This is a genomic window from Arthrobacter bambusae (genome assembly GCF_030812595.1).
Taxonomy (GTDB): Bacteria; Actinomycetota; Actinomycetes; order Actinomycetales; family Micrococcaceae; genus Arthrobacter; species Arthrobacter bambusae_B.
Window position 1 is genome coordinate 1 of sequence record NZ_JAUSSZ010000022.1, and the last position, 24,023, is coordinate 24,023.

Annotated in this window: 23 protein-coding genes and 1 pseudogene; 7 read left to right on the forward strand and 17 right to left on the reverse strand. The window is 62.8% G+C overall.

Annotation, left to right across the window (positions count from 1 at the left end):
* Both J2S96_RS19100 and J2S96_RS19105 read left to right on the forward strand, forming a co-directional pair.
* Positions 1-381, forward strand: a pseudogene (locus J2S96_RS19100) (lipoyl synthase); the annotation flags it as partial.
* An 89-nt stretch (positions 382-470) separates the two neighbouring features.
* The gene (locus tag J2S96_RS19105; RefSeq protein ID WP_306867108.1) at positions 471-1,235 is read left to right on the forward strand and encodes a DUF4191 domain-containing protein; all 765 of its coding nucleotides are present in this window, start codon (positions 471-473) and stop codon (positions 1,233-1,235) included.
* A 95-nt stretch (positions 1,236-1,330) separates the two neighbouring features.
* Here the strand turns inward: J2S96_RS19105 and J2S96_RS19110 are convergent, their stop codons facing one another.
* Positions 1,331-1,768, reverse strand: a complete 438-nt coding sequence (locus J2S96_RS19110; protein ID WP_306867112.1) for an RDD family protein — start codon at positions 1,766-1,768, stop codon at positions 1,331-1,333.
* Between the two features lie 318 nt (positions 1,769-2,086).
* On the opposite strand from J2S96_RS19110, the gene glnA reads away from it, so the two are divergent.
* A complete protein-coding gene (glnA, locus tag J2S96_RS19115) occupies positions 2,087-3,511 on the forward strand; it encodes a type I glutamate--ammonia ligase (protein WP_306867114.1) in 1,425 nt (474 codons plus the stop codon).
* A 183-nt stretch (positions 3,512-3,694) separates the two neighbouring features.
* On the opposite strand, the gene J2S96_RS19120 is transcribed toward glnA, so the two are convergent.
* The 4 genes from J2S96_RS19120 to J2S96_RS19135 all read right to left on the reverse strand — a co-directional run bounded on the left by J2S96_RS19120 (position 3,695) and on the right by J2S96_RS19135 (position 8,984).
* Positions 3,695-3,859 carry a hypothetical protein gene (locus J2S96_RS19120; protein ID WP_306867119.1) on the reverse strand — a complete coding sequence of 55 codons (165 nt, stop codon included), beginning with the start codon at positions 3,857-3,859 and terminating at the stop codon, positions 3,695-3,697.
* A gap of 200 nt (positions 3,860-4,059) precedes the next feature.
* Complete coding sequence (locus J2S96_RS19125; protein WP_306867121.1) at positions 4,060-4,581, reverse strand: GNAT family N-acetyltransferase; 522 nt, start codon at positions 4,579-4,581, stop codon at positions 4,060-4,062.
* Between the two features lie 41 nt (positions 4,582-4,622).
* Positions 4,623-7,634, reverse strand: coding sequence for a bifunctional [glutamine synthetase] adenylyltransferase/[glutamine synthetase]-adenylyl-L-tyrosine phosphorylase (locus J2S96_RS19130; RefSeq protein WP_306867206.1), 3,012 nt, complete (start codon positions 7,632-7,634; stop codon positions 4,623-4,625).
* A 9-nt stretch (positions 7,635-7,643) separates the two neighbouring features.
* The gene (locus J2S96_RS19135) at positions 7,644-8,984 is read right to left on the reverse strand and encodes a glutamine synthetase family protein (protein ID WP_306867123.1); all 1,341 of its coding nucleotides are present in this window, start codon (positions 8,982-8,984) and stop codon (positions 7,644-7,646) included.
* A gap of 188 nt (positions 8,985-9,172) precedes the next feature.
* Between J2S96_RS19135 and panB the strand changes: the two genes are divergently transcribed.
* Positions 9,173-10,084, forward strand: a complete 912-nt coding sequence (panB, locus tag J2S96_RS19140; RefSeq protein ID WP_306867125.1) for a 3-methyl-2-oxobutanoate hydroxymethyltransferase — start codon at positions 9,173-9,175, stop codon at positions 10,082-10,084.
* Positions 10,085-10,108: 24 nt separating this feature from the next.
* On the opposite strand, the gene J2S96_RS19145 is transcribed toward panB, so the two are convergent.
* Positions 10,109-10,273, reverse strand: a complete 165-nt coding sequence (locus J2S96_RS19145) for an SPOR domain-containing protein (RefSeq protein ID WP_234753867.1) — start codon at positions 10,271-10,273, stop codon at positions 10,109-10,111.
* A gap of 150 nt (positions 10,274-10,423) precedes the next feature.
* On the opposite strand from J2S96_RS19145, the gene map reads away from it, so the two are divergent.
* On the forward strand, positions 10,424-11,302 hold the full coding sequence (gene map, locus J2S96_RS19150) for a type I methionyl aminopeptidase (protein WP_306867129.1): 879 nt from the start codon (positions 10,424-10,426) through the stop codon (positions 11,300-11,302).
* A 72-nt stretch (positions 11,303-11,374) separates the two neighbouring features.
* Positions 11,375-12,178, forward strand: coding sequence for a polyphosphate--glucose phosphotransferase (gene ppgK / locus J2S96_RS19155; RefSeq protein WP_306867209.1), 804 nt, complete (start codon positions 11,375-11,377; stop codon positions 12,176-12,178).
* A 51-nt stretch (positions 12,179-12,229) separates the two neighbouring features.
* Here the strand turns inward: ppgK and nrdR are convergent, their stop codons facing one another.
* From nrdR to J2S96_RS19170, 3 genes are all read right to left on the reverse strand, one after another.
* Positions 12,230-12,742: a transcriptional regulator NrdR gene (gene nrdR / locus J2S96_RS19160; protein WP_306867132.1), complete on the reverse strand. Its 513-nt coding sequence runs from the start codon at positions 12,740-12,742 to the stop codon at positions 12,230-12,232.
* A gap of 164 nt (positions 12,743-12,906) precedes the next feature.
* Entirely contained in the window at positions 12,907-14,280 is a 1,374-nt protein-coding gene (hisD, locus tag J2S96_RS19165) for a histidinol dehydrogenase (protein WP_306867134.1), read from the reverse strand.
* Positions 14,281-14,289: 9 nt separating this feature from the next.
* Positions 14,290-14,853, reverse strand: a complete 564-nt coding sequence (locus J2S96_RS19170; protein WP_306867136.1) for a hypothetical protein — start codon at positions 14,851-14,853, stop codon at positions 14,290-14,292.
* 157 nt (positions 14,854-15,010) lie between these two features.
* Here J2S96_RS19170 and J2S96_RS19175 point away from each other — a divergent pair, with 157 nt between their 5' ends.
* A complete protein-coding gene (locus J2S96_RS19175; RefSeq protein ID WP_370873167.1) occupies positions 15,011-15,469 on the forward strand; it encodes a flavin reductase family protein in 459 nt (152 codons plus the stop codon).
* 5 nt (positions 15,470-15,474) lie between these two features.
* Here J2S96_RS19175 and dnaE read toward each other — a convergent pair whose 3' ends face one another.
* From dnaE to J2S96_RS19215, 8 genes are all read right to left on the reverse strand, one after another.
* Positions 15,475-19,032, reverse strand: coding sequence for a DNA polymerase III subunit alpha (dnaE, locus tag J2S96_RS19180; protein ID WP_306867142.1), 3,558 nt, complete (start codon positions 19,030-19,032; stop codon positions 15,475-15,477).
* 61 nt (positions 19,033-19,093) lie between these two features.
* The gene (locus tag J2S96_RS19185) at positions 19,094-20,020 is read right to left on the reverse strand and encodes an RluA family pseudouridine synthase (protein ID WP_306867144.1); all 927 of its coding nucleotides are present in this window, start codon (positions 20,018-20,020) and stop codon (positions 19,094-19,096) included.
* Positions 20,013-20,633, reverse strand: a complete 621-nt coding sequence (gene lspA / locus J2S96_RS19190) for a signal peptidase II (RefSeq protein ID WP_306867147.1) — start codon at positions 20,631-20,633, stop codon at positions 20,013-20,015. The genes J2S96_RS19185 and lspA overlap by 8 nt, the downstream gene beginning before the upstream one ends.
* A 93-nt stretch (positions 20,634-20,726) precedes the next feature.
* A complete protein-coding gene (locus J2S96_RS19195) occupies positions 20,727-21,401 on the reverse strand; it encodes a DivIVA domain-containing protein (RefSeq protein WP_306867149.1) in 675 nt (224 codons plus the stop codon).
* Between the two features lie 163 nt (positions 21,402-21,564).
* Complete coding sequence (locus tag J2S96_RS19200) at positions 21,565-21,852, reverse strand: YggT family protein (protein WP_306867152.1); 288 nt, start codon at positions 21,850-21,852, stop codon at positions 21,565-21,567.
* 103 nt (positions 21,853-21,955) lie between these two features.
* Positions 21,956-22,486, reverse strand: a complete 531-nt coding sequence (locus J2S96_RS19205) for a cell division protein SepF (protein WP_306867154.1) — start codon at positions 22,484-22,486, stop codon at positions 21,956-21,958.
* An 88-nt stretch (positions 22,487-22,574) separates the two neighbouring features.
* Positions 22,575-23,324 (reverse strand): YggS family pyridoxal phosphate-dependent enzyme, encoded by a 750-nt coding sequence (locus J2S96_RS19210; RefSeq protein ID WP_306867156.1) that lies wholly within the window; start codon positions 23,322-23,324, stop codon positions 22,575-22,577.
* Positions 23,317-24,021: a polyphenol oxidase family protein gene (locus J2S96_RS19215; RefSeq protein ID WP_306867159.1), complete on the reverse strand. Its 705-nt coding sequence runs from the start codon at positions 24,019-24,021 to the stop codon at positions 23,317-23,319. The genes J2S96_RS19210 and J2S96_RS19215 overlap by 8 nt, the downstream gene beginning before the upstream one ends.
* Positions 24,022-24,023: the final 2 nt, after the last annotated feature.

Sequence of the window (24,023 nt, forward strand, 5' to 3'; positions counted from 1 at the left end):
ACCAAGTCCAACCTGATCCTGGGCATGGGCGAAACCCGCGAAGAGATCTCCGAAGCCCTCGCCGATCTGCACGCCGCCGGCTGCGACCTGATCACCATCACCCAGTACCTGCGCCCCTCCGAACGGCACCTGCCCGTGGACCGCTGGGTCAAACCCCAGGAATTCGTGGACCTCGCCACCGAAGCCGAGGAAATCGGCTTCCTCGGCGTCATGTCCGGCCCCCTGGTCCGCTCCTCCTACCGCGCCGGACGCCTCTGGGCCACCGCGATGCGCAAGAAAGGCCGCGAAATCCCGGAGCATCTGGCCCACATCGCCGAGGGCATCCAGGACTCCGGCACCACCCGCCAGGAAGCCCGCACCCTCCTCGCACACCACGCATAGCACGTCAGTAAAAGCACGGTCAAAGGACCGGACCCCGGACAAATCCGGCGTCCGGTCCTTTGGCATAAATCACGTAGAATTAAGGCACTATGGCGAAATCCCCTGATTCCAGCAACTCGACAACATCGGCTGCCGACGCTCCCAAGCGCGGCTTGTTTTCCCGCAAGCCCAAGGAAGCCAAGGCCAAGAAGCCGAGCCAGCTGAAGCAGATCGGCGAGGTCTTCAAGATGACCCGCCGCAATGACCCGATCGTCGTGTGGCTCATGCTGCTGGCGTTCCTCGGCGTCATTGCTGTCAGCCTCATCGTCGGGCTCCTCCTGAACAACTGGATCACGGGCCTGATCATCGGCATCCCCTTGGGCCTGCTGGCAGCAGTCTTCATCCTTTCGCGCCGCGCGGAGCGCGCGGCCTTCGCGCAAATCGAGAACCAGCCCGGAGCTTCCGGTGCGGCCTTGGGGACCCTGCGCCGCGGCTGGATCACGGAGGACCAGCCGGTCGCCGTCAACCCGCGTACCCAGGACGCGGTGTTCCGCGCCATCGGCCGTCCCGGCGTCGTGCTGGTCAGCGAAGGACCTTCGCACCGCGTCAAGCCCCTGATTGATGCGGAGCGCAAGAAGCTCTCGCGTATCCTGCCAAACGTCACTATTCACGTGATCGAAAGCGGCCGCGGCGAAGGCCAGGTGCCCATCAGCAAGATCGCGAAGACCATGAACCAATACAAGAACGAGCTCACCAAGGTTGAGGTCGGCGCTGTCAGCAAGCGAATCTCTTCGCTAGGTAACCGTCTCCCCATCCCCAAGGGCATCGACCCCTACAAGGCACGCCCTGACCGCAAGGCAGCACGCGGACGCTAACGAAAACGCAAGCCGCCCGCTCCTGGAATCTCCAGGGGCGGGCGGCTTTTTTGTCCGCTAAAATTCTTTGCCCGGTAAAATTTGCCGGGTAAAAGTCACATACGAATGAGAACGGTGTTCATGGCCCTGTCGTGGATGCCGCGCTGGTCAGGATCGAAAACCACCGCGGGAATCACCAGGCACAGGAGGATCGTCCTGACCAAGGCAGCCAAAGGTCCGGCCTGTGATCCTCCGAGCCGTACCACGTGGATGCCCGCGACCCGGTGTCCGATGCTGTAGCCCAGCGTGCCGATGAGAAGGATCTGCTCCACCGCAAAGACCGCAAGGGTTGCCCACTGGTTGCCACCGAAGGCAAAGTTGCTGATCGCCAATGCAATGACCCAGTCGATGCAGATTGCCAGGATACGACGGCCTGCCCGGGCGATGGAGCCGGGGCCGGACTCGGGCAAGCCAAGCCGTGCTCCCGGGTACTTGGAGATTCCGGACGTGTCCGGCCCTGTAAGCCATGAACCAATATCTTTACGATCAACCACACTTCAAGCTTACGGCTTCACCGTCGGATGCCCGACGGCGCCGGGTACGGGTGGTTTATCGTTCACAGTGTTCACAAGGAAACTGACACACGGACGTAAGACATAGACTGGCACTGCAGTAGACCAGTAGCGTTTACACGGAAGGCAGTTCCGTAACCTGCTCGAAACAATACCGACACTCCGGGGAAATCCCGTTTCCCTATGGTTGGAGAAGTTGCTAGCCACCGCATCAGGGATACTTTTTTGTTTCCCTGCTTTCGGTTTGGGCTGGACCAAACGGCCCGAGGGCCTGTTATCTGTTATGCGTTAGGAGCATAGATGTTCAAGACTGCGGACGAAGTCCTCAAGTTCATCAAAGACGAAGACATTAAGTTCGTCGATATCCGCTTCACCGATCTTCCGGGCGTCCAGCAGCACTTCAATGTGCCGGCCAAGAGCGTTGACGCTGACTTTTTTGTCAACGGCCAGCTCTTTGACGGATCTTCCATCCGCGGTTTCCAGGGCATCGCCGAGTCCGATATGCAACTTATTCCGGACGTGACCACGGCCTTCGTCGATACCTTCCGCATCGAGAAGACCCTCGCACTGAACTTCTCCATCGTGAACCCCCGCACGGGAGACCCGTACCACCGCGACCCGCGTGGCGTTGCCGAAAAGGCTGAAGCCTACCTGGCCTCCACGGGCATTGCGGACACGGCATTCTTTGCTCCCGAAGCTGAGTTCTACGTCTTCGACAACGTCCAGTTCGAATCCTCCCCGCAGGGTTCCTTCTACAAGGTCGACTCCATTGAAGCCCCTTGGAACACGAGCCGCGAAGAAGAAGGCGGAAACCTCGGTTACAAGACCCCCTTCAAGGGCGGCTACTTCCCGGTATCCCCTGTAGACCACCAGGCTGACCTCCGCGACGCCATGTGCATCGCCCTCGACGAAGCCGGCCTCGAAGTCGAGCGCTCGCACCACGAAGTCGGCGCCGCAGGCCAAGCTGAGATCAACTACAAGTTCACCACTCTGGTGCACGCTGCCGATGACCTGCAGAAGTTCAAGTACGTCATCAAGAACACCGCTTGGGAGTACGGCAAGTCCGTGACCTTCATGCCGAAGCCGATTTTCGGTGACAACGGCTCGGGTATGCACTGCCACCAGTCCCTCTGGAGCAACGGCGAGCCGTTGTTCTACGACGAGAAGGGCTACGCCGGCCTGTCCGACACTGCCCGCTGGTACATCGGCGGCCTGCTGAAGCACTCCTCTGCCGTGCTGGCCTTCACCAACCCGACGGTCAACTCCTACCGCCGACTGGTCAAGGGCTTCGAAGCTCCGGTCAACATGGTCTACTCGCAGGGCAACCGCTCTGCCGGTATCCGCATCCCGATCACGGGCTCGAACCCGAAGGCCAAGCGCATCGAGTTCCGCGCCCCGGACGCCGCGTCCAACCCGTACCTGGCGTTCTCCGCCCAGCTCATGGCTGGTATCGACGGCATCCGCAACCGCATCGAGCCCCCGGCTCCGATCGACAAGGACCTGTACGAACTGCCCGCCGAGGAAGCCAAGGACATCCCCAAGGCTCCGGGTTCCCTTGAGGAAGCACTTGAGGCTCTGCGCGAGGACAACGAGTTCCTGCAGGCTGGTGGCGTCTTCACCCAGGACCTGATCGACACCTGGATCGAGTACAAGTACGAGAACGAGATTCGTCCGCTGTCCCTGCGCCCGAACCCGTTCGAATTCGAGCTTTACTACGGCGTCTAGTACTACGGCAAGAGGCAAATGAGGGGCCACAGTTCATTTCGTGAACTGTGGCCCTTTCGCTTTAAACGTTCCGCACGCTAATAAGTTCAACGGGCAAAAAAGAACGGCTGTGTCCCTCAAGACACAGCCGCCCTTTTTGTAAAGGCCACCCCGGCGGATTGCCGAGGCCGGAGCCCGATTTCGCTACACCCCGCGGCGTCCGCTCATCATCCGGAAGAGGAAGACGATGATCGCCAGGACGAGCAGTATCGGAGCAACCCAGAGGAGGAACCCCATCGCCTTTACCATGCCGCCAACAATAAAGAAGATAATCGCGATGACCGCGACGATTCCGAGGATGACATTCATGATGTACCTTCCGTTTCAGTCGAAAACATTCTGATTGCCTTTTATCGTGTGCAAACCTGAGTAACCTTACTGTAAGTATCCTTACTAATCTAATCGGAAGCCGCCGACACGCCCACGGCTTGTGTCGAATCGAAGATGCACAATGTCCCCAAATTGTATCTCCCGAGGGTGCTCAGCGGGGCTCCGGCAGGACCCCCGGCCTACTCGCCGAAACCCCGGTACATCGTCCATTGCGGGCCGGAGGAACCACCCAGGTACCTGCCGGTCTGGAGAAAACCCGCCCTTGCGTACGCGGCCTTGGCTGCTGGATTGCGTTCGTTGACGGAAAGCACGACGCCGGCCTGACCGCCGCCCAGCCTCGCGGTCAGGTTCCGCGCTTCCCGGGCAGCGGCGGCAGCCGACAATGAGCCCAGGCCCCTCCCCTGGCTCGCCTGGTCGATCAGGAATCCACGCAAGAGCCAAGCGGAATGGTCGTCGGGCCATCCTGCCAAGGTCGCGGCCCCCGCCTGCAAGGTGAAGACTCCAACGGCCGCACCGGCGGCTTCGATCACATATGGCAGGCGGCTTTCGTCTTCAAGGCCCATGAGCATCATCTTGAACGGGTCTCCGACGAAGTCTTCCTGCCCGGCGGCCAGCCCCATTGTTGCGACGTCCCCCAACGTGATGGCGCGGGCGTCTTCGTCGAGATCCTTCAGGGGAACAAGCCACACGGTTTCAAGCATCCTCCGAGCTTAGCTGCCTCCACAGGGCGCGGGGTTGGGGCTCACTGGCCGTAGAAGTCCTTCTCAAACACGGCGCGGGTCCGCCGGCTCAAGCGTAGATAGTCTTCTTCGAACACCGCGGCTTGCCCCGGAGCATAGCCGCACCACCTCGCAACGGCCTCCAGGTCCCTTCGGGAGGCAGGAAGGACGTCGGAGGCCCGCCCGGTGCAGATCACATTCGCCGAGCGGATTCGGCTTGCGAGCCACCAGGCTTTGCGAAGCAACACGACATCACCCTTGGCGATCAGGCCCAGCGATTCAATCGCGTCGAGGGCCTGCAGGGTGGAAGTTGTCCGGAGTCGGGGGTGCTTCCCGGCATGTTGGAGCTGCAGCAGCTGCACAAGCCACTCGACGTCGCTGAGGCCGCCCCTGCCGAGCTTTACATGCCTGGCCGGATCGGCGCCTCTCGGGAGCCGTTCCGACTCAACCCGCGCCTTGACGCGTCGAATCTCCCGTACGTCGCTCTCATCGAGCGATTGCGGGTAGCGGATCGGGTTGATCAGGCGGAGGAACTCCGCGGCCAAGTCGTCGCTGCCGGCCATCGGCTGGGCCCGCAACAGCGCCTGGGCCTCCCAGACGAGGGACCATCGCCGGTAATACTCCGCATAGGACTCGAGGGATCTGACCATGGCCCCGTTTTTCCCCTCGGGGCGAAGATCAGCGTCGACGGCCAGGACCCGCTCCGCCAGGATCGCCGGTTTGAGGGGTTGGGTCAGCAACGCGGAAAGGTGCCCCACGATGGCAAGGGCTTGCTGCTGGGCTTCGGATTCACTCGCGCCCGGAAGGGCGCGATGGACGTACATGACATCGGCATCCGAACCGTAGCCGATCTCGCGTCCGCCTTGCCTGCCCATGGCAACCACCAGCACCTGCGTCTTGAGGGGCCCGTCCGAGGCAACGATGGACTCGGCGACGTGCAGGGCGCCCAGAACCGCAGCGCGGTCGGCGTCGGCCAACGCCGCGCCCACTGCGTCCTGTTCGAGGAGGCCGGAACTGTCCGCGATGGCTATCCGCAGGATTTCCCGGCGCCTGATGAGCCGGATGAGACGCATCGCACTTGCGGGCTCCGCATGGCGCGACATCTTGGACTGGATTTCCTGCCACTGGGCTTCGAAGCTAAGCGGCATGAGGTCTTTGTCGGAACCAAGCCAGGCAACGGATTCCGGAGATACTTCCAAGAGGTCCGCAATCAGCCGTGAGTTGGAGAGCACGTGGCAAAGCCGCTCGGCCGCCGCTTGGGAGTCCCGGAGCATTCCGAGATACCAATGGGTGGTTCCGAGGGCTTCGCTGACGCGGCGGAAGGCGAGCAGTCCGGCGTCGGGGTCTACTCCTTCGGCGAGCCAACCGAGCAGGATGGGAAGCAGTTGCCGCTGCAAGGCGGCGCGGCGGCTGACCCCTGCCGTAAGGGCTTCGATGTGGCGCATGGCGCCTTGCGGGTCGCGGTAACCGAGTGCTGCCAGGCGGCCTTGGGCCGCTTCGGGAGTGAGCCGGGCGTCTTCGGTACTCAATTTCGCGGCCGTGTTGAGCAGTGGCCGGTAGAAGATCCGATCGTGCAGTTCGCGAACGGACCGTTTGGTCTTCTGCCAGGTTTCGATCAGTGCATCCGGATGCGGGCGACCGGTGGAGAAGGGGCCCAAGACGGCCTTCGCAAGGAAACGCAACGACTCCTGGCTCGTAGGCATGAGGTGGGTACGACGCATCTGGAACAACTGGATGCGGTGTTCAAGAACCCTCAGGTAGCGATAGGCGGCGTCGAAGGCAGCCGCATCCACCCGGCCGATGTAGCCACCCGCGGAGAGGGCGGCTATTGCCGACGTCGTATCCCTGCAACGGAGCGTTTCATCGGACCTTCCGTGGACGAGTTGCAGCAGCTGGACCGTGAACTCGACATCGCGCAGGCCGCCGGGACCCAGTTTGATTTGGCGCTGTTCTTCGGCCGGAGCGATGTTGTTCGTCACCCTGCGGCGCATCGCCTGGACCGATTCCACGAAACCTTCCCGGCCGGCCGAAGCCCAGACGAGCGGCTGGACGGCTTGCTCGTAGCGCGAGCCCAGGTCCCTGTCCCCTGCAATGGTCCGGGCCTTGAGGAGCGCCTGGAACTCCCAGCTTTCGGCCCACTTCGCGTAGTAGCTCAAGTGCGAGGGCAACGTCCTGACGAGGGGCCCGGATTTCCCCTCGGGCCGCAGGTTCGCATCGACCTCCCACAAACCGGGTTCGGACCCCGTGGATGAAATGGCCCGCGAGATCCCGGCGGCCAGGGCTGTGCCGATGGTCGCAGCCTCGGCATCTTCCAGGTCCGGGGCCTCGATCACGTAAATGACGTCGACGTCGGAAATGTAGTTGAGCTCGCGGGCACCGCATTTGCCCATGCCGATGACGGCCAGGCCGACGCCGGCAACATCGGCGGGATCGAAAGTCGCCGCGGCTTCCGCCCTGGCGACCGCCAGTGCGGCTTCTATGGCCGCACCGGCGAGATCGGCCAGTTCGGCGCCGACGGCGGGCATGAAGTCCTGGGGGCTGGCGGCGCAGAGATCCTTGATGGCCAGTTCGGTGAGCCCGCGCCGGTAAGCGGTCCGGAGGGCGGTGTAAGCCGCAGCTCCCGTCATGGCGGCAACGGGACGGGGAGAGCTGGGGTCGGCCTTCACCGACCGGAGCAGCTTCGTCCGCAGCTCACCGGCGTCGGCGGACAAGGGCTCCGGACTGACGCGGACGTCGAAGACGTCCAGATGCTCCGGATGCCTGATCAGGAACTCCCCCAAGGCCTCGGACGCTCCCAGCAAGCGGTAAAGCGGCTCACTGCGATCCGGGTGTTCCCCCGCAAGCTGCCTGAGTGAGGGATGCTTCTCAATCAAACGGACCAGCGACTGGAGCGCGGTGTCCGGGTTTGCGCTCAGATGCAGGCCGGCAAAAATCGTGTCCTGGTCGATGCCGTCGAGTTCACGCGCAGCAAGGAACCGTTCGCCCTTTTCAAGGTCGCTGAAGCCGGCCGAGATGAGCCGGCGGGCCAGGCTCACACTCACGGCCTAGAGAATGCCGAGATTGCGCTTGAGCTCGTAGGGGGTGACCTGGAGCCGGTAGTCCTGCCATTCCGCACGCTTGTTGCGCAGGAAATGGTCGAAGACCTGCTCGCCCAGGATGTCCGCCACGAGTTCCGAATCCTCCATGGCGCGGATGGCGTCGTGAAGGCTGGCCGGCAGCGGCGTGTGACCCATCGCCTTGCGCTCGGCGGAGGTCAGCGACCAGACATCGTCTTCCGCGGCAGCCGGAAGGTCGTAGCCTTCCTCGATCCCCTTGAGCCCGGCCCCGAGCAACACGGCGTAGGCGAGGTACGGGTTGGTGGCCGAGTCGATCCCGCGGTATTCGATCCGCGCGGACTGGCCCTTGCCCGGCTTGTAGAGCGGCACGCGGACCAGCGCCGATCGGTTATTGTGGCCCCAGCTCAGGTAGCTGGGCGCTTCGCCGCCGCCCCAAAGACGCTTGTACGAGTTGACGAATTGGTTGGTGACGGCGGTGAATTCCGGCGCATGGTGGAGGATACCCGCAATGAACTGGCGTGCGGTCTTGGACAACTGGAATTCAGCGCCGGCCTCGTAGAAGGCATTGGTGTCGCCCTCGAACAGCGAGAAGTGCGTGTGCATGCCTGAACCCGGGTGATCGGTGAATGGCTTGGGCATGAACGTGGCGTAGGTGCCCTGCTGCAGGGCCACTTCCTTGATGACCGTGCGGAAAGTCATGATGTTGTCCGCGGTCTGGAGGGCGTCCGCGTAGCGCAGGTCGATCTCGTTCTGGCCGGGGCCGCCCTCGTGGTGGCTGAACTCCACGGAGATGCCCACGGATTCAAGCATGGTGACGGCCGTGCGGCGGAAGTCCTGCGCTACGCCACCGGGAACGTGGTCGAAGTAGCCGCCCTCGTCAACGGGAACAGGAACTCCGTTGGCGTCGAGGTCCTGGGACTTGAGGAGGTAGAACTCGATTTCGGGATGCGTGTAGCAGGTAAATCCCATGTCGGCGGCCTTGGCGAGGGTGCGCTTGAGCACGTTCCGGGGATCGGCGGCCGATGGCTCGCCGTCCGGGGTCAGAATGTCGCAGAACATCCTCGAGGTCTGCTCGGTTTCACCGCGCCACGGAAGGATCTGGAAAGTGGAGGGATCGGGCTGGGCCAGCATGTCGGACTCGAAAACCCTGGCGAGGCCCTCGATCGCCGAGCCATCGAAGCCCAGGCCTTCTTCGAAGGCGCCTTCCACTTCTGCCGGTGCAAGTGCCACCGATTTCAGCGAACCGACGACGTCGGTAAACCACAAGCGTACGAAGCGCACATCACGCTCTTCGATAGTTCGCAGAACGAACTCTTGCTGGCGGTCCATGGGGCCTCATTTCCGGGTCAACGTCCATGCCGCCGATTCGAGGTTGAAGCCGACGACAACTCAGCATTCACTCTACTAAGCATTGGCACGGAATGGCTGCACCGCGGTTCGCGTAACACAGGGTTTACAAATGTGAGGCTCGTCATGGGCCGGTGGCTAGGACGGCCGGTACCGCATACGCTCTATTCATGGCCCCAAGCAACAGTTCCGATTCCAGCATGCCCGCCGAAATTCCTGCGCCTTACGGAACCGGACCTGCCGCTGCAGGTTCCGGAGGGTCGCCGGACGCTTCAACGCCGAAGCCCGCAGGCCGGATCCGCACCCATCACCTTCAACAGGCCAAGGCCAAGGGTGAGCGCTTCGCAATGCTGACGGCCTACGAGCAATACACGGCTGAAATTTTCGACCAGGCCGGCATCGAGGTCCTGCTGATCGGCGATTCGGCGTCCAACAATGTCTTTGGGAATGAAACCAGCCTCCCTGTGACCGTCGACGAACTCCTCCCCCTGTGCCGCGCGGTGGCCCGGTCCGCCAAGCGCGCCCTGATAGTGGCCGATCTTCCCTTCGGCAGCTATGAAGTTTCGACGGAGCAAGCGGTGGCCACGGGTGTTCGCTTCCTGAAGGAAGGCTTGGCCCACGCCGTCAAGATCGAAGGCGGCGCGTTTTATGCGGGAACCGTAAGGGCCATGGTGCAGGCGGGCATTCCCGTGATGGCGCACATCGGGTTCACGCCCCAGAGCGAACACTCGCTGGGCGGCTACCGGGTCCAGGGGCGCGGCGATGACGCCGCGCGCCTGGTCGAAGACGCCGTCGCCCTCGCAAATGCCGGAGCGTTCTGCGTGCTCATGGAGATGGTTCCCGCGGACACCGCGGCCGCCGTCGACGCCGCTATCGAGGTGCCCACCATCGGAATCGGCGCAGGCAACGCGACCACGGGACAGGTTCTGGTGTGGCAGGACATGGCCGGACTGCGCGGCGGCAAGATGGCCAAGTTCGTCAAGCAATACGCGGATCTGCGAACCACGCTGAGCGACGCGGCGAAGGCATACGCCGACGATGTCAGGTCCGGCCAGTTCCCCGGCCCGGAACACTCTTTCTAGGACCGGAACCGGCCCTCGTCGCCGCTAGTCCTCGTCGTCTTTGTCCCACGCTTCGTTACGGGCTTTGACCTTTTCCAGGGCGTGCTCCGCTTCCTCGCGGGTCTTGTACGGACCGATGAGCTGGCTCCAGTCGGACAACGCGTCCTCTTCGATTTGGTGCGTCTGAACGTTGTACCAGAACTCTGCCACGGTCTCTCCTTTGCAATTCCCGCCGTAACCTCGGCGGGGCCGGTTGCCCTTCGCGCGGGCCAATACTCTAACTGCTCGATACTCTTAATCGCTCGATACTTTTAACTGCACAGTTACTTGCGTCTCGTGCGTCCCTTATATGATCAATCTATGCCTTCTCCCGCTCTGACCGCACCCATTGGCACGCTCACCCGTGGAACCGTCAGCCCACAGCTGCCTGTGCCGGCATCCATCCCCCGCCCGGAGTATGTCGGCAAGCCAGGACCGGCCAAGTTCACCGGCTCAGAGGTCAAGTCAGCGGAAACCATCGAGAAGATCCGCATCGCCAGCAAAATTGCGGCCCAGGCAATCGTTGAGGTAGGCAAGCACATCGAACCGGGCGTCACCACGGACCAGTTGGACCGGATCGGCCACGAGTTCATCCTGGACCACCATGCCTACCCGTCAACGCTTGGCTACCGTGGCTTCCCCAAGTCCTTGTGCTCCTCGCTCAACGAAGTGATCTGCCACGGCATTCCGGACAGCACGGTGGTGCAGGACGGCGACATCCTGAACATCGACATCACGGCCTTTATCAACGGCGTCCATGGAGACACCAACTACACCTTCCTGGTGGGAGACGTAGACGAAGAGTCCCGGCTTCTGGTTGAACGTACCCAGGAGTCGCTCAACCGGGCCATCAAGGCCGTAGCCCCGGGCCGGGAAATCAATGTCATCGGCCGGGCGATCCAGTCCTACGCGAAACGATTCGGCTACGGCGTGGTCCGGGACTTCACCGGCCATGGCGTCGGCGAGGCCTTCCACACGGGCCTGATCATCCCCCACTACGACGCCGCGCCGGCCTACAACACCGTGATTGAGGCCGGCATGGTCTTCACGATCGAACCCATGCTCACTCTCGGAACGATCGAGTGGGACATGTGGCCCGATGATTGGACCGTTGTCACCCGCGACCACAAGCGGACGGCACAATTTGAACACACCCTGTTGGTCACCGAGACCGGCGCCGAAATCCTGACTCTTCCCTAAGCTCTCCGGAAGGTCGCCTGCAGCCGTTCGTGCTGCGACATGCCCACCCCTCCTGCCATGAACGGAAACGCATTGACCAAGAAGGATGAGAAGATCCACAAGAACGGCCCCCTGATCGGCATCGACGTCGGTGGCACGGGTATCAAGGGCGGCATCGTCGATCTCAAGAAGGGCAAGCTGATCGGCGACCGTCTCCGCATTCCCACCCCGCAGCCCGCCACTCCCGAGGCCGTCGCCGAAGTGATCGCGCAGATCGTCCACGAATTGTCGGCCCGTGAGGATGCTCCGGCCAAGGGCTCGCCGGTGGGCGTCACGTTCCCCGGAATCATCCAGCACGGCGTGGTTCGCTCGGCCGCCAACGTAGACAAGTCCTGGCTCGATACCGACATTGATTCGCTGCTCACCAAGCGCCTTGACCGTCCGGTCGAGGTCATCAACGACGCCGACGCCGCCGGACTCGCCGAAGCCCGCTACGGCGCGGGCGAAGGGGTAAACGGTACGGTCCTGGTCATCACACTCGGCACAGGCATCGGATCGGCCTTCATCTTCAACGGACACCTCGTGCCCAACGCCGAGCTAGGCCACCTCGAAGTGGACGGCCACGACGCCGAAACGAAGGCCTCCGCCGTCGCGCGTGAACGCGACGGGTTGAGCTGGGAAGAATACAGCGTACTGCTGCAGCGCTATCTCTCCCACGTGGAGTTCCTGTTCTCCCCCGAACTCTTCATCATTGGCGGCGGTATTTCGAAGCGTTCGGACGAATACTTCCCCCACTTGAAATTGCGGACCCGCATCGTCACGGCTGAACTGAAGAACGACGCCGGGATCGTGGGCGCCGCGCTTGACGTTGCCCTCCACCACAAGCTCGCCAAGTAGCGGGTGGTGCCGGTGGTGGCAGCGGCTTCCCCTCCGCTGCCACCACCGGAGCTAGATGGGGCTCTTCTCGGAGCTCTTGCCCTTGGCGATCTTCGCCGCATTCTCCGCCGCTGCGTTTTGGGCCTCGTGACGGAGCAGCGAGATGGCAGATTCGAAGTCCTCAAGCGATTCGAAGGCCTGATAGACACTGGCGAAACGCAGGTAGGCGACCTCGTCCAGTTTCTGGAGTGGGCCAAGGATGGCCAAACCGACCTCGTGTGCGTCGATTTCAGCCGCACCGGAGGAACGGATATTTTCCTCGACTTCCTGGGCCAGCATCGCGAGGTCGTCTTCGGTCACGGGACGGCCCTGGCAGGCCTTGCGAACGCCGTTGATGATCTTGATCCGGCTGAAGGGTTCTCCCACGCCTGAACGCTTGATGACGGAAAGACTGGTGGTCTCCACGGTTGTGAAACGGCGTCCGCATTCGGGGCATTGGCGGCGACGGCGGATGGCTGAGCCGTCGTCGGCCATCCGACTGTCCACAACGCGTGAGTCGGGGTTTCGGCAGAACGGACAATACACGCTGGGCCTCCCCTGCTCGGCTCCGGCAGCCTGTCCACGCGGCGTCGCCGGGAACGCAAAAGGTGCCGGAAGTTTGACTTCCGGCACCAGTTTACGACTATGTGAGGCCTAATAACAAGACTGTAATTACTATATGTAGTGGTTGTTACCCATACATGTAGTGGTCAGGCGCCTGCGAAACGAATCTTCACGGCATCGCCGTGGCCGGGAAGGTCTTCGGCGTCGGCGAGGCTCACGATGTGCTTGCTGACTTGTTCCAAGGCAGCCTTGTTGTAGTCGATCACCTGGACGGCGCGCAGGAATGTCGTCACGTTCAGGCCGGAGGAGAAGGCCGCGGTACCGCTCGTGGGCAAAACGTGGTTGGAGCCCGCGCAATAGTCCCCGAGGCTCACCGGGCTGTAGTCCCCCACGAAAATCGCGCCCGCGTTGCGGATCCTCGTGGCGACAGCGCCTGCGTCCGCCGTCATGATTTCCAAGTGCTCCGCAGCGTACGCATCGCACACCGCGATGCCCTGTTCGAGATCGTCGACAAGCACCACGCCTGACTGCGGGCCGGACAATGCCGTGGAGACCCGTTCGCCATGCTTCGTGGTTCCCGCCTGCACCGCGAGCTCCCGCTGCACGGCCGAGGCGAGCTGCTCGGAATCGGTGATCAGGACAGACGCCGCCTTGGGGTCGTGCTCAGCCTGGCTGATGAGGTCCGCGGCCACGAGCTCGGGGCGGGCCGTAGCATCAGCGAGGATGGCGATCTCGGTGGTTCCGGCCTCCGAGTCGATCCCCACCACGCCTTTCACAAGCCGCTTGGCGGTGGCCACGAAGATGTTTCCGGGTCCGGTCACAACGTCCACGGGCTCGATGGGCTGATCATCACCGGTTCCGGGAATGCCGTAGGCAAAGGAAACAATCGCCTGGGCACCTCCGATGGCATAGACCTCGTCAATTCCCAGCAAAGCGGCTGCGGCCAGGATAGTGGGGTGGGGCAAGCCACCGAAGTCCTTCTGGGGCGGGGAAGCCAGAGCAATCGAGGCGACGCCGGCCGCAAGCGCCGGAACAACGTTCATGATCACCGAGGACGGGTAGACGGCCAGTCCTCCGGGAACATACAGCCCGACGCGGCCCACCGGCACCCAGTTCTGGCTGACGACGGCACCGTCCCCCAGTTCCACCTGCACGTTCGCGGGCCGCTGGCCGTCCGCAAAACGCCGGGCACGGCTGATGGACTCTTCCAAGGCCGCCCGGACGGACGGGTCCAAATTCTCGAGGGCTTCGGCAAGTGCGGCAGCCGGCACGCGGGGGTGGGACTGTTCGACGCCGTCGAACGCCAACGCGAACTCACCAAGCGCTTCGAAGCCGCGGGAGCGGACGGCGGCGATGATGTCCAGGACTTTTTGCTCGGCGTCCGCAGCAGTCTGATGCTTCGCCCGGGGCACCACGGCGCGCAGCTCCGCCAAGGTCAGGGTCCGTCCGCGCAAGTCAATGCGGCGGAGGTCCAGGGACTGGGCGGCGGTGTCGGCAGTGTTCTCCGGAGAAGTGGTCACCAGATCATTTTACGGGGCGCGCGGCGGTGCATCGGGCTGCTTTCCCATCAAGCCGAAAAGAGTCAGGAGGAAGGTCACGAGGGCTGTCGCTCCCGGCCACAGCAAAAGTGCCGCCACCGCCCGCAAGGAGAAGCCTTCATTTCCGTTTGAGCCAGGACCCCACCACTGGGCTGCCAGCAGGCCCACCTGCCAGGCCACCAAGGCCCCCACGGCACCACCCAGGATCGCCAGGACCGTGCGTATGCCGCTCCCCGGTTTCATGACCTTGCTGTCGAGCAGGACTGCCGTGAAGCAGCCGGAAAGCAGCAGAAGCCCCGCGAGGACCAAGTCCCTCGGAAGCCGGCCTGCCGAGGCTGTCGGATCGGCGAGGGCGGGATTTCCGGAGATCACGTTGAGGCCGCCCGGAGCCAACAGCCACCAGGCCAGGCCCAACCCAATGCCCGAGGCTGCGGGCACCGCAATCCATAGCCACAACTTGCGGTCCCGACTGCCCGTGCCCGTGCCGGTGCCGGTGTCCAAGTCAGTGTCCCGGGTGGGACCGGCGTCAAGAAGGTTCCGTGTTGGCTTGGTCATGACACAAACATTAACAAACGTTTCTGTATGCCCAATGAGCAGGCGCCCCGGCGAGCAGGGAATACGCTGGATCCACCAGCGTTATCACCAATAGCTCACGCAGGAGATCGGCAAAGTGGCTTCGGACAATTCGGCTTTTGAAGGAACTTTCAAACAAATGTTCCGCCGGCATGCCGCAGGGGTGGCCATCATCACCGCCGAGCTCAACGGCAAGCCGTTCGGTTTCACCGCGACATCGGTGGCTTCGCTGTCCGCCGAGCCCCCGCGCTTCACGTTCAACATGTCCCGGAGTTCCAGTTCCTGGCCGGCGGTAGCTAATTCGACGTACATCGGCCTGCACATGCTGGGGCTCGAGAACCAGGCCCTCGCTGACCGCTTCGCCCGCACCCAGGAACGCTTTGAAGGCGACCACTGGGAGCCGGGCCCGTTCGGTGTCCCCATCCTGAAGAACGTCGCCGGCTGGTTGATCGGCAAGATCCAGATGCGCCTGTCCTTCGAAAACAACGCGATCGTGGTGGTGGAGGTGGTCGACGGACTGGTCGGCGAGGATGACACGCCACTGCTGTACCACTCGGGCACCTATGGCCAGCCGGTTCCGCTCGACTATGAAATCTAGCCCAATCAACTATCCAGGCAGGTCGGGCCGAGAAGGACCTTGAGGTCACCGAAAAGCGATGGGGTGGGGTTCACGCGCAAGTGCACCGGCAGGCCCATGACCTCGACCTTGGAGTCACCCTGCAAGTGGAGCCTGACCTCGGAGTTTCCCCGGTGGGTGGTCAAAACATCGCGAAGATCGGTGACCACGGCCTCGGTCGCCTTGTAGGTGGGCATTGTGATGACCAAGGGACCGTTGGTGCCCTCGCTCAGGTCCGGGACCGAGAGCTCCATGCAGTTCAAGGTGACCGCACCGTCGTCGCGCCGCTGGAGGCGGCCCTTGACCACCACGATCAGGTCCTCCGCGAGGACCGAAGCGATGGGGCCGTAGACCTGGCCGAAGAACATGACCTCGATGGACGCCCCGAGGTCTTCGATCTCCGCCCGCGCGTAGGCGTTGCCGCTTGCTTTCGCAATCCTGCGGCTGAGCGAGGTGATCATGCCCGCAACGGTGACGATGGCGCCGTCGTGCGGTCCGTCTTCTCCCAGGATCGAGGTGATCGACTGCTCCGCATGCTGGCTCAATACACCTTCGAGCCCTTGCAGGGGGTGGTCCGAGACATAGAGGCCAAGCATGTCCCGCTCGAAGGCGAGCTTGTCCTTCTTCTCCCACTCAGGCAGGTCCGGGATCTCGGTGCTCAGGGAGGCCTGCGGCTCCTGGTCCTCGAATCCGGCGAAGAGATCGAACTGCCCGATCGCCTCATTGCGTTTGAGCGTGATGACAGAGTCGATCGCTTCTTCGTGGATCATGGCCAATGCCCGGCGGTGATGGCCGAGGGAATCGAACGCGCCGGCCTTGATGAGGGATTCGATGGTGCGCTTGTTGCACACGACCGCCGGAACCTTCATGAGGAAGTCCTTGAAGGAGGTGTAGGCGCCCTCGCTCGCCCGGGCAGCCACCATGGCCTCGACCACGTTGACGCCAACGTTGCGGATGGCCCCCATCCCGAAGCGGATGTCAGTTCCTACAGGCGTGAAGTTGAGGCTCGATTCGTTGACGTCCGGCGGCAGTACCGTAATGCCCATGCGCCGGCACTCATTGAGGTAGATGGCCGATTTGTCCTTGTCGTCCCCCACCGATGTGAGCAGCGCCGCCATGTATTCGGGGGCGTAGTGGGCCTTCAGGTACGCGGTCCAGTAGGAGATGACCCCGTACGCGGCCGAGTGCGCCTTGTTGAAGGCGTAGTCGGAGAACGGGAGCAGGATGTCCCACAAGGTTTTCACGGCATCCATGGAGTAGCCGTTGTCCTGCATGCCCTGCGAGAACCCGGCAAACTGCTTGTCCAGTTCGGATTTCTTCTTCTTGCCCATGGCGCGGCGCAGGATATCGGCTTGGCCCAGTGAGTAGCCGGCCAGCTTCTGGGCCACGGCCATGACCTGCTCCTGGTACACGATCAACCCGTACGTTCCGCCCAGGATTTCGGCGAGCGGCTCCTCGAGCTCCGGGTGGATCGGGATGACCTCTTGGATTTTGTTCTTGCGGAGCGCGTAGTCCGTGTGCGCGTTGGCGCCCATGGGGCCCGGCCGGTACAGCGCCAGCACTGCGGAAATGTCTTCGAAGTTGTCGGGCTTCATGAGCTTGAGCAGGGACCGCATGGGCCCGCCGTCGAGCTGGAAGACGCCCAAGGTGTCCCCGCGCGCCAGCAGCTCGTACGACGCCTGGTCGTCCAGGGCCAGATGCTCAAGATCGAGGTCCACGCCGCGGTTCATTTTGATGTTTTCCAGGGCGTCGGAAATGATCGTCAGGTTCCTCAGGCCGAGGAAGTCCATCTTGATCAGGCCAAGGCCTTCGGACGTCGGGTAGTCGAACTGCGTGATGACCTGGCCGTCCTGGATACGGCGCATGATCGGAATCACGTCGATGATGGGGTCCGAGGACATGATGACACCAGCGGCATGCACGCCCCACTGCCGCTTCAGCCCCTCAATGCCCAGCGCGGTCTCGAAGACCTTGGCGGCCTCCGGGTCGGTGCTGATCAGTTGGCGGAAGTCTCCCGCCTCGCCATAGCGCTTGGCCTCCGGGTTCTGGATGTCCGCCAACGGGATGTCCTTGGCCATCACTGCCGGCGGCAGGGCCTTGGTGAGCTGTTCACCCATGCTGAACGGGTAGCCGAGCACGCGGGAGGAGTCCTTGAGCGCCTGCTTGGTCTTGATGGTGCCGTAGGTGACAATCATGGCCACGCGCTCGTCGCCGTACTTCCGGGTGACGTAGTCGATGACCTCGGAGCGGCGACGATCATCGAAGTCGACGTCGAAGTCGGGCATGGACACGCGGTCCGGGTTGAGGAAGCGCTCGAAAATCAGGCCATGTTCCAGCGGGTCGAGGTCAGTGATGCGCATGGCATAGGCCACCATGGAGCCCGCACCGGAACCACGGCCCGGGCCTACCCGGATCCCGTTGTTCTTGGCCCAGTTGATGAAGTCGGCCACCACCAGGAAGTAGCCCGGGAACCCCATGGACGTGATCACGTCGAGCTCATAGTCCGCTTGCTTGCGCACCTTGTCCGGGACGCCCTGGGGATAGCGGTAATCCAGTCCCTTGGCTACTTCCTTGACGAGCCAGGACGTCTCGTCCTCGCCGGGCGGGCAAGGGAACCGGGGCATGTAGTTCGCGCCTGTGTTGAATGACACTTCACAGCGCTCTGCGATGAGCAGGGTGTTGTCGCAGGCCTCCGGGTGGTCGCGGAACAGCTCCCGCATCTCCTGCGGCGACTTCAAGTAGTAGCCGCTCCCGGAGAAGGCGAATCGTGAGCCGCCGTTGTCATAGGTGGGTTCCAGGAGGGTAGAGCCCGACTGGATCGCCAACAAGGCCTCATGGGCCTTCGCGTCGTGTTCATGGGTGTAGTGAAGGTCGTTGGTGGCCACCAGGGGAAGCTTCAGTTCCTTGGCCAGCCGCAGCAGATCTCCCGTCACCCGCCGCTCGATGTCCAGCCCGTGGTCCATCAGTTCGCAGAAGTAGTTTTCGGCACCGAAGATGTCGCGGAATTCAGAAGCCGCAGCCAGTGCCTCCCGGTATTGACCGAGGCGAAGGCGGGTCTGGACTTCACCGGAAGGGCAACCGGTGGTGGCGATCAGGCCTTCGGAATAGGTATTGAGCAACTCCCGGTCCAAGCGGGGCCATTTTCCGAACACCGAGTCGAGGGAAGCAATCGAGGATGCCCGGAACAGATTGCGCATGCCGACGTTGTTGTAGCTCAGCAGCGTCATATGGGTGTAGGAACCGCCACCGGAGACGTCATCCTTGCGCTGGCTCTCTTCCCCCCAGCGGACGCGCTCCTTGTCCCCGCGCGCCGTGCCCGGCGTGACATAGGCTTCGACGCCGATAATCGGCTTGATGCCCTTGTCCGTTGCCTTCTTCCAGAAATCGAACGCACCGAACAGGTAACCGTGATCCGTCGTGGCCAAGGCAGGCATCCCCAGCCGCTCGGTCTCATCGAACAATTCAGTAAGGCGCGCCGCACCATCCAGCATGGAGTATTCGGTGTGGGTATGCAGATGGACGAACGAGTCATTGCTGGGAGTCACCACGACAGTCTACCGGCAGGGCCCGCGCGGTTGGAGTGGCGCGCTGGAAGCGTGGATCCCGCTACGCGTTGCCGCTTTCAAGAAGTTCCAGGGCATACCGGAGGTCCGCTGGATACTGGCTGGTGACCTCCACCCATTCGCCGGTCCGGGGATGGTTGAAGCCAAGCCGGCGCGCATGCAACCACTGCCGGGTGAGTCCCAGGTTGGCAGCCAGACGCGGGTCCGCGCCATAAGTCAGGTCCCCCGCGCAGGGGTGCCTGAGGGCCGAGAAATGGACCCTGATCTGGTGTGTCCGGCCTGTCTCAAGGTGGACTTCCACGAGGCTCGCTTTGCCATACGCCTCGAGGACTTCGTAGTGCGTCACCGAGGGCCGGCCATCCTCGATCACCGCAAAGCGCCAATCATGCCCCGGGTGGCGCCCGATGGGCGCGTCTATGGTGCCTTCCAGCGGATCCGGCAGGCCTTGGACGACGGCGTGGTACACCTTGTCCACTGTGCGTTCCTTGAAGGCCCGTTTGAGCACCGCGTATGCGTGTTCGGTCTTCGCCACTACCATGACGCCCGACGTCCCGACGTCGAGGCGGTGGACGATGCCGGCCCGTTCAGGCGCGCCGGACGTTGAAATCCGGTATCCGGCGCCGGCAAGACCGCCGACCACGGTAGGGCCCACCCAACCCGGCGACGGGTGCGCAGCCACGCCAACAGGCTTGTCGATGACAACAAAGTCGTCATCGTCCAACAGGATATTCAGGCCTTCCACGACTTCCTCCACGACTTCCAAGGGATCCCTGCGTTCGGGAATGGTGACTTGCAGGACAGACCCGGCAACGAGTTTCGCCGATTTGCCCACCGTGCCGGCGGCGACAGTGACGTTGCCTTCGGCGATCAGGAGGGCGGCCGCGGAGCGGGAAATATCCATCAGTCTCGCCAGGCCGGCATCGGCCCTGGCGCCGCCGAGCTCTTCGGGCACCACGAACTGCTCAGACATCGCCGGAGCCCCCATCCTCAGGAGTGCCGGTCTTGGCCCGCGGTGAACCGGACGAGTGGTGGCGGGAGCCGTCCAGGCCAATCCCCCGCAAGGTCAACAGGCAGATGATCACGACGCCGGAAACCACTGCCGAGTCGGCGATATTGAAGATGGCGAAGTTGGGCAACTGGATGAAGTCCACCACGTGGCCCATTGCAAAGGAAGGCTCCCGGAAAAGCCGATCGGTGAGGTTTCCGAGCGCCCCGCCGAGCAGCAGGCCGAGTGCCAGCGACCACCAGGCCGAGCCCAATCGACGCACTTGGACAAGAATCGCCACCGAAACGGCCGCCATGACGATCGTGAAGACCCACGTGACGTTTTCACCGATGGAGAACGCAGCGCCGGAGTTTCGGATGTAGTACCAGTGCAGGAGCGGAGGGAGCACCGAGGTCCGTTCGCCCTCGACCATGGTGCTGGTGACCCAGAGTTTGGTCAGTTGGTCGAAGGCGTACGCGAACACGGCGAAGCCCGCAAAGACCCAAAGAAGTGCTGGACGCCGTGTGCGGGCTTTGAGGCGGACCGGCTCCACGCTGCTGTTGGTTGGCTCGGTGCCGTCGATTTGTTCGTCGCTCATAGTACTTTCATTCGGTAACCGTGGCTTCTGGCGCCTTAACAGGCGAAAGCCGGCGGCCGAGGAATCCCCAGCCACCGGCTTTCAGAATACTTGCTAGACCTCTGCGGCGGCTTCGCCGACCTCAGGGGCGGCAACTGAACCGCGGGCATCCAGGTCACGCAGCTGGCCTTCGATGTAGGCCTTCAGCCGTGAGCGGTAGTCGCGCTCGAAGCCGCGGAGCTGCTCCACCTTGCGTTCGAGGACGCTGCGCTGCTGCTCGAGGGCACCGAGGATCTTGCGGGACTTGTCCTGCGCGTCGTTCACAAGGCTGGAGGCTTCGATCTGTGCCTCGGCGATGATCTTTTCCTTCTGCTGCTGACCATCAGCGACGTGCTTGTCGTGCATCTGCTGCGCCATGGCCAGCAAGCCTGCTGCGGACTCGGCAGACACAGAGCTGGCAGAGGGTGCGGCCTGGGCAGCCGGAGCGGCCGGCTTCTTCTTGTCGGCTTCGGCCGCCTTTGCTTCGGCTTCCGCCTTGGCCTGTGCGTCCTTGTCGGCCTTCACCGGTGCGGGCACCTTTTCGACCACGGGTGCCGATGCTGCGCTGGCAGGGACCGCGTTTCCGCTTTCGGCGAGCTTCTTGCGCAGCTCGTCGTTCTCTTGGTTCAAGCGCCTCAGCTCGACGACGATTTCGTCGAGGAAGTCATCGACCTCGTCCTGGTCGTAGCCTTCGCGGAACTTGGTCGGCTGAAAGCGCTTGTTGACAACGTCTTCTGGCGTCAAAGCCATCTGGTCACCTCGTTGGTCTAGTTAGTCAGTAGGCCTTCCGGCCGTTCAAAACTACGGTACCTAAATATCATCTGATTCCCCCAATTCAACACCATCGTGTTGGGTCGGAGGATTGCAGCCCCCAGCCGAAGAAACAGATCGACGGCATTGGCCTGCGGAAAAGCTACGCCAGCGAGTAGACAAATCCCATCGCGATGCTGACGACAATAAACACGATAAGAAATGCCAGGTCAAGGGACACCCCGCCAAGCTGCAGCGGTGGGATCAGCCGGCGGATCCGTTTCAAGGGCGGATCAGTCACAGAATAGACCACGTGCGCGGCCACCAGCGCAGCGCCACGGGGCCGCCACTGGCGCGCAAACATCTGCACCAGATCAAATACCAGCCTGATGATGAGGGAGACCAGGAACAGCAGCAATGCAATGTACAAAAGGCCGAAAACTATGCCCACGTGTTAGCTCAGATCTCCTAGTTCGCCACTTTTCTCGGTCAGTCCCTCTATTGCAACACAGATGCCAGGCAGATCGCTCTGCCTGGCATCTGGGACGACTGCGCTAGCTCTGGTTGAAGAAGGTCGCTTGGGCTTCGCTGACCTTCTTGTCGTCGCCAAGGACTTCGACGTACGACGGCGACAACAGGAAAACCTTACTGGTGACGCGCTCAATGCTGCCGTGGAGTCCGAAGACCAGCCCGGCGGAAAAATCGACAAGGCGCTTCGCATCGCCCTCACCCATATCGGTGACGTTCATGATCACCGGGATGCCGTCCCTGAAACTTTCGCCGATGATCTTGGCGTCGTTGTAGGAGCGGGGATGGACGGTGGTGATTTGCCTCAGCCCGGAGGCGTCTTCGCGGCTGGATGCCGCACGCTTGATAGGTGTCACGGGTGCGCGGTATTCCTCTTCGGCGACAGGGGGGACTTCACGGACTACTTCACGTACAGGTGCAGGGGCGCGGCGTTCTTCACGATCGCGGTCGACGGACCGGTCATCATCGGTGTGCTGCTCGTGCTGCTCAGACTCGTAGTGTTCATCGCCATCGGCGAGCCCAAGATAAACCATTGTCTTGCGCAGTGCGCCAGCCATGCTGGACTCCTATCGTGTCTGCAGTAGGCGGGCCGCCCATGACTTGACATAGCTGAAATCCCGGCCCGTCGCTTCCAATACTCCGACGCTACCCCACCCGCGGACGCGAACCGAGAATATCGGAACCAATTCGCAGGTGTGTCGCACCAAATTGAATCGCGGCTTCGAGGTCCTGGCTCATTCCGGCGGATATCGCCACAGCGTCCGGATGCAGTCCGCTCAGCTCTTGTGAAACGACGGCCAGTTTCTCGAACGCCCCTTCCGGAGGCGCCCCGAGCGGCGCGACCGCCATCACCCCTGCCAGGCGCAGCCCGGAGGCGGCAGTGATGGATTCGGCGAGGCGCTCGACGTCGGACGGGGCGGCGCCCCCGCGGTGGGCACCGCCGTCGTCCTCAAGACTGACCTGGATGTAGCAGTCAAGGTCCGCCCGGCCGGACTCGGATTGTTGCCGCGCCATAGCCTTGGCCAGGGCCTCGACAAGTTGCGGACGGTCGACTGATTGCACAGAGTACGCGTACTTGACCACGGACTTGGCCTTGTTGCCTTGGAGCTGGCCGATAAAGTGCCAACGCATCGGAAGCCCTGCAAGTTCGGCAGACTTCGCTGCCGCTTCCTGGTCCCGGTTCTCACCGACGTCCGTCACGCCGAGTGCCGCCAGCCGGGCGACATCCGCTGCGGGATGGAACTTGCTGACAACGATAAGTTGCGGCTCTTCGCTGCGCCCGGCAGCATGGGTGGCCGCCGAAATCCGTTGGCGGACCGCTGCGAGCCGTTCGCGCAATTCTGCGGTCCGCGGATCGCCGGCTGCACTTTCCGCTGTTGGGAAAGTCTCACTCATGCGTCCACACCAACCCCGCAAAACGGCCTGTTTGCTGACTGCGCCGGTACGAGTAAAGCTGCGGGGTTTCCAGCGTGCACTCCCCCGCGTACTCGACCGTGACGTCGAGTGCTTCCAGCTGTGCGCGCACGCCGGCGGGCAGATCCAGCGCGGGCGTGCCCCACGACGTGGTGGACCAGGTTTCGGGGACGACCGCAGCTACGTCTGCCCGCAATTGTTCCGGAACTTCGTAGCATTCGCCGCAGATGGAAGGACCCACCCAGGCGCTGATGCTCGCCGCGCCGTGGCCTCGCATTTCAGTGATGGTGGCCGAAACGATGTCCGCAGCAACTCCGGGCCGGCCGGCGTGGACCACAGCAAGGACAGGGGTCGTTCCGTTGGGTTCGTGGGGCACTTCGCCCAACAGCACGATAGGGACACAGTCGGCCACCATGACAGCGAGCGGCTGCCCCGTGGACACCATGGCGTCGGCCGTCGGTCCCTCCCCGTGCGCGGAAATAAACGCGACGGTTTTTCCGTGGACCTGGTTCATGAATTGGAAATGGCGTTCGCCGAGCCCGGCTGATGCTTCCAGCCGGGCCCGGCGTGCCATGACATCGTCAGGATTGTCCGCCACGTGCAGTGCAAGGTTGCCCGCATCGTCATCGGAGAAAGCGACCGATATCCCCGGCCGCACTTCTTTTCGCCACCAAAACACTA

Coding starts and splice junctions, on each gene's coding strand:
- J2S96_RS19210 (WP_306867156.1), bottom strand. CDS start 23,324: ATGAGTGAGACTTTCCCAACAGCGGAAAGTGCAGCCGGCGATCCGCGG.
- lspA (WP_306867147.1), bottom strand. CDS start 20,633: ATGAGCGACGAACAAATCGACGGCACCGAGCCAACCAACAGCAGCGTG.
- J2S96_RS19175 (WP_370873167.1), top strand. CDS start 15,011: ATGTTCCGCCGGCATGCCGCAGGGGTGGCCATCATCACCGCCGAGCTC.
- glnA (WP_306867114.1), top strand. CDS start 2,087: ATGTTCAAGACTGCGGACGAAGTCCTCAAGTTCATCAAAGACGAAGAC.
- J2S96_RS19135 (WP_306867123.1), bottom strand. CDS start 8,984: ATGGACCGCCAGCAAGAGTTCGTTCTGCGAACTATCGAAGAGCGTGAT.
- panB (WP_306867125.1), top strand. CDS start 9,173: ATGGCCCCAAGCAACAGTTCCGATTCCAGCATGCCCGCCGAAATTCCT.
- J2S96_RS19205 (WP_306867154.1), bottom strand. CDS start 22,486: ATGGCTGGCGCACTGCGCAAGACAATGGTTTATCTTGGGCTCGCCGAT.
- J2S96_RS19120 (WP_306867119.1), bottom strand. CDS start 3,859: ATGAATGTCATCCTCGGAATCGTCGCGGTCATCGCGATTATCTTCTTT.
- map (WP_306867129.1), top strand. CDS start 10,424: ATGCCTTCTCCCGCTCTGACCGCACCCATTGGCACGCTCACCCGTGGA.
- J2S96_RS19170 (WP_306867136.1), bottom strand. CDS start 14,853: ATGACCAAGCCAACACGGAACCTTCTTGACGCCGGTCCCACCCGGGAC.
- J2S96_RS19185 (WP_306867144.1), bottom strand. CDS start 20,020: ATGTCTGAGCAGTTCGTGGTGCCCGAAGAGCTCGGCGGCGCCAGGGCC.
- J2S96_RS19125 (WP_306867121.1), bottom strand. CDS start 4,581: ATGCTTGAAACCGTGTGGCTTGTTCCCCTGAAGGATCTCGACGAAGAC.
- J2S96_RS19195 (WP_306867149.1), bottom strand. CDS start 21,401: ATGGCTTTGACGCCAGAAGACGTTGTCAACAAGCGCTTTCAGCCGACC.
- J2S96_RS19105 (WP_306867108.1), top strand. CDS start 471: ATGGCGAAATCCCCTGATTCCAGCAACTCGACAACATCGGCTGCCGAC.